The organism is Ideonella sp. (genome assembly GCF_035254525.1).
Lineage (GTDB): Bacteria > Pseudomonadota > Gammaproteobacteria > Burkholderiales > Burkholderiaceae_C > Ideonella.
Window position 1 is genome coordinate 1 of record NZ_DATFAN010000132.1, and the last position, 3644, is coordinate 3644.

4 protein-coding genes are annotated in these 3644 nt (G+C 64.7%); 1 reads left to right on the top strand and 3 read right to left on the bottom strand.

Annotation, left to right across the window (positions count from 1 at the left end):
* Nucleotides 1-525 precede the first annotated feature (525 nt).
* The 3 genes from VJ693_RS13080 to VJ693_RS13090 all read right to left on the bottom strand — a co-directional run bounded on the left by VJ693_RS13080 (nt 526) and on the right by VJ693_RS13090 (nt 2510).
* Nucleotides 526-1536: a cation diffusion facilitator family transporter gene (locus VJ693_RS13080; RefSeq protein ID WP_324154737.1), complete on the bottom strand. Its 1011-nt coding sequence runs from the start codon at nt 1534-1536 to the stop codon at nt 526-528.
* 7 nt (nt 1537-1543) lie between these two features.
* Nucleotides 1544-2146: a DUF4337 domain-containing protein gene (locus VJ693_RS13085; RefSeq protein ID WP_324154739.1), complete on the bottom strand. Its 603-nt coding sequence runs from the start codon at nt 2144-2146 to the stop codon at nt 1544-1546.
* A gap of 94 nt (nt 2147-2240) precedes the next feature.
* Nucleotides 2241-2510, bottom strand: coding sequence for a metal-sensing transcriptional repressor (locus tag VJ693_RS13090; RefSeq protein WP_324154741.1), 270 nt, complete (start codon nt 2508-2510; stop codon nt 2241-2243).
* A gap of 94 nt (nt 2511-2604) precedes the next feature.
* On the opposite strand from VJ693_RS13090, the gene VJ693_RS13095 reads away from it, so the two are divergent.
* A partial coding sequence (locus VJ693_RS13095; RefSeq protein WP_324154742.1) for a carbohydrate porin occupies nt 2605-3644 on the top strand: 1040 nt, incomplete at its 3' end.

Here is a 3644-nt window from a genome sequence, read left to right on the forward strand (position 1 = left end):
GTACCGCTGCAATTGCTGGCGTACCACACGGCGTGCGCGCGGGGAACGGACGTAGACAAGCCGCGCAACCTGGCGAAAAGCGTCACGGTGGAGTAGAGGGCGCCGGCCGGCTTCGCTCTTTGGTATCCGGCGCCAAAGTCCGTCACCGTCAAATAAAGTCTGTCTCCGCCCGCCAGGCATTTGTAACTGCACTTGCCACGCCCGACAGGTTGTCTGTCGCGCTAAAACCTTGAGGACATAGGCAGCTGGGAACGGCAGCGACGCAGCGTTGTCAGTCACTCGGGCGCGAAGGCCGAGTTCGCGCTGACTGGCATCAAGCAGTCGCCGGGCTCGGCGACCCCGAACGGCACAAAGGTCAGCAGTACGAGGTACAGCGGCCGTAGGCCTCACGCGTAGCTCTCAACGCCGCTCCGCCGACTGCTTCTCTTCGACCCGAACTCACGTTGCCGACCCTGAGCTGAACTTGATGGCCTCGAACTCATGGCCCAAAAGCAGCCGCTCGAAGCCTCATTGAGCGTATCGGCGTCAGCTTGCGAGAAGGCTGCATGCGTGCCGGATCGTGCCCCGCTCAATCTGCAACGTACAGTGGTGCACCGCGAAGCGCTGATTGAGAGTCTGCGTAATGCCGTCGATCACCCGATCGCCGGGATAGCCGTCCGGCATCACCAGATGAACCGTCAGTGCACTCTCCGACGTGCTCATGCCCCAGATGTGCAGGTCGTGCATGTCGGTCACCCCAGGGAGTTCGCGCAGGTAAGCGGCGACGGCAGGCAGGTCGATGTGCGGGGGCACGGCGTTCAAGGCCAGATGCAGCGACTCTCGCAACAGCCCCCAGGTGCCGGCCACGATGACGGCCACGATGGTCAGACTGACGAGCGGGTCGAGCCAGAACCAACCGGTGAACAGCATGACCACGCCGGAGAGCACGACACCGAGCGACATCGCCGCATCGGCAGCCATGTGCATATAGGCGCCGCGGATGTTCAGATCGCGCGCACTTCCCTTCACGAACATCCAGGCCGACAGGCCGTTGACAAGGATGCCGATGGTCGCGACCGCCATGACCGTCACGCTCGCCACCGCGGGCGGCTGCGACACGCGCTGCGCCGCCTCCCAGCCGATGGCACCGCAGGCCATGAGCAGGAGCATGGCATTGGCCAGTGCAGCCAGGATCGAAGAGCTGCGCAGTCCATAGGTGAAGCGCTCACTGGGTGAGCGGCGCCCGACAACGACGGCCGCCCACGCCAGGATCAAACCCAGCACGTCCGACAGGTTGTGGCCCGCGTCGGCCATCAACGCGGTCGAGTTGGCTGCGAAGCCATAGCCGAACTCGACCGCGACGAAGATCGAGTTCAGCGCGATGGCGACGACGAACGCACGCCCGTGTGTGCTCGGGTCGACATGGTGGTGATGACCGCCAGCGCCACAACGGCTGCCGTGGTGATCGTGGTTGTGCGCCGCTCGATGTGCGCCGCCGTTCGGCACGTCGTGCGTGCTCCCATGAACGTGGTGGTCATGGTGATGGGGAATCGACATCGGAACCTCAGGACAACAGGCGGCTCAACGTATCGGGGTGCACCGCCCAACCGAACAGGCCGGAAAGCCCCATCAGCACGCCGAAGGAGATGGGCACCCACGATACCCAGTACATCCACCATAGCTTCGTGAGTGCCGTGACGGCAAGGAGCGCGATGGCAATGGCCAGCGCCGCATCGGACAGGTCGAACTGATCGTCCCGGTAGTTCAGCCGATCATAGGTCGTCTGGTCATTGGCGGCCTGCAGCTGGAGCTCCCGCTTCTTCTGGGCCTCACCGGCCGCCTTCGCGTCGTTCTTGGCGATCGCGTCGTCATAGGCGGCCGCTTGCTGCGCCGGGGCCGCAGCTTTGGCAAGGCGCAGCTGGAGCGCTGAGGCTTCGGCCACGTCCTGCCGGATGTTCCGGGCCTGATAGAAGTTCCAGTGATCCAACTTGTCTGCCTGGGCCTGCTGCATGGCTTGGACGATGTTGTCGTCCTTTACCTTGCAGATGCCCATGAAGGTGGCCAGCACCGACACGGTGATCGCCACGAGCGTATTGAGCCGCGCGCTGCTGCGATCGGCCTTCTCGACGTCGTCGGTGCTGATGATTTCTCTTGGATCGATGTCCATGCGCGATTCTTGCGGGTTTCGAGGTAGGTAGGGGCGCAAAGGAAGTCGCATCGGACGTGCTGCATTCAGCCGCAGCAGGTTCGCGCCTGAACTCCTACAGGTACTTGGTGATGGCCTTGAACTCGCGGATGGTGTCGCTGGCACTCTGCCTGCCTTCGCGCACGGCGTGCTCCAGACAATGGTCGATGTGGTCGTGCACGAGCGTCTTCTTCGCATTGGCGATCGCGCTTTCCACGGCCTGCAACTGCTGCGCGATGTCCAGGCACTCGCGGCCTTCCTCCAGCATCGCGACGATGCTGCGCAGATGCCCCTCGGCGCGTCTCAGGCGCTTGACGATGTCGAGGTGGGTTGGATGCTGTGGCATTGTCACGATCCTATGGGGGGGGATAGGATAGCATGCGGTGTCCCCCAAACACTCAGTGCGTCGGCCATCGGCGCCAAGATCAAGAAAGCCGGACATGCGCGCGAAGACGCTGTACCTGGCCGCAGCCGCCGTCCTCGGCATGGCGAGCGCCCGGGCCGCCGAGGACTGGAACGCGAAGTTCCAGTCGAGTTTCATCTGGCAGGCCAAGCCGGCCTTCCGCTCGCCCTACGAGGGCGAGCACAGCCTGCACGGCGAGTCCGAGAAGAGCTACTCTTTCACCGCCACCGCGGCATTCGGGCTGCGCCTGGGCCCCCATACCGAGGTCTACTTCGATCCTGAAATCTCGCAGGGGGTGCCGCTGTCCGGGCTCTTCGGCCTGGCCGGCTTCACCAACGGAGAGATGGCCCGCACGTCCGGTTCCAATCCCACGCTGTACCGTGCGCGCCTGTTCGTGCGCCACGTGATCGCGCTGGGCGAAGAGATGCAAGAGTTCGAGTCGGCGCTGAACCAGCTGGCTGGACCCTATGCCAAGCGTCGCCTCACGCTCACGGCGGGCAACGTCTCGGTGCTCGACCTGTTCGATGCCAACCAGTACAACCACGATCCCCGCACTCAGTTCATCAACTGGACGGTGATGACTCACGGTGCCTACGACTTCGCCGCCGACGCACGCGGCTACACCTGGGGCGTCGCGGCCGAATACCAGGGCGACGGCTGGGCGCTGCGCGCCGGGCGATTCATCCAGCCGAAGGAGCCGAACCAGCTGCCACTGGACCCGCGCATCCTGCGCCATTACGGCGACCAGCTCCAGGTGGAACGAAACTACGAGCTGGGCGACGACCGCGCGGGGATCGTGCGCCTGCTGGCGTACCGCAACCGCGCGGTCATGGCCCGCTACGACGATGCCCTGGCGTTGGCCGATTCGAGCGGCTTGCCGCCGTCGCTGGACGCCGCACGACGGACCGAGCAGACCAAGGTGGGCATCGGCCTCAACCTCGAGCAGTCCTTCGGCAAACAGGTGGGCGCCTTCCTGCGCGCCATGTGGGCCGACGGTCACACCGAAACCTATGCCTTTACCGAAGCGGACCGCTCGCTGTCCTTGGGGCTGTCCGTCAAGGGCGCGGGCTGGGGCCG

Coding starts and splice junctions, on each gene's coding strand:
- VJ693_RS13085 (WP_324154739.1), bottom strand. CDS start 2,146: ATGGACATCGATCCAAGAGAAATCATCAGCACCGACGACGTCGAGAAG.
- VJ693_RS13090 (WP_324154741.1), bottom strand. CDS start 2,510: ATGCCACAGCATCCAACCCACCTCGACATCGTCAAGCGCCTGAGACGC.
- VJ693_RS13080 (WP_324154737.1), bottom strand. CDS start 1,536: ATGTCGATTCCCCATCACCATGACCACCACGTTCATGGGAGCACGCAC.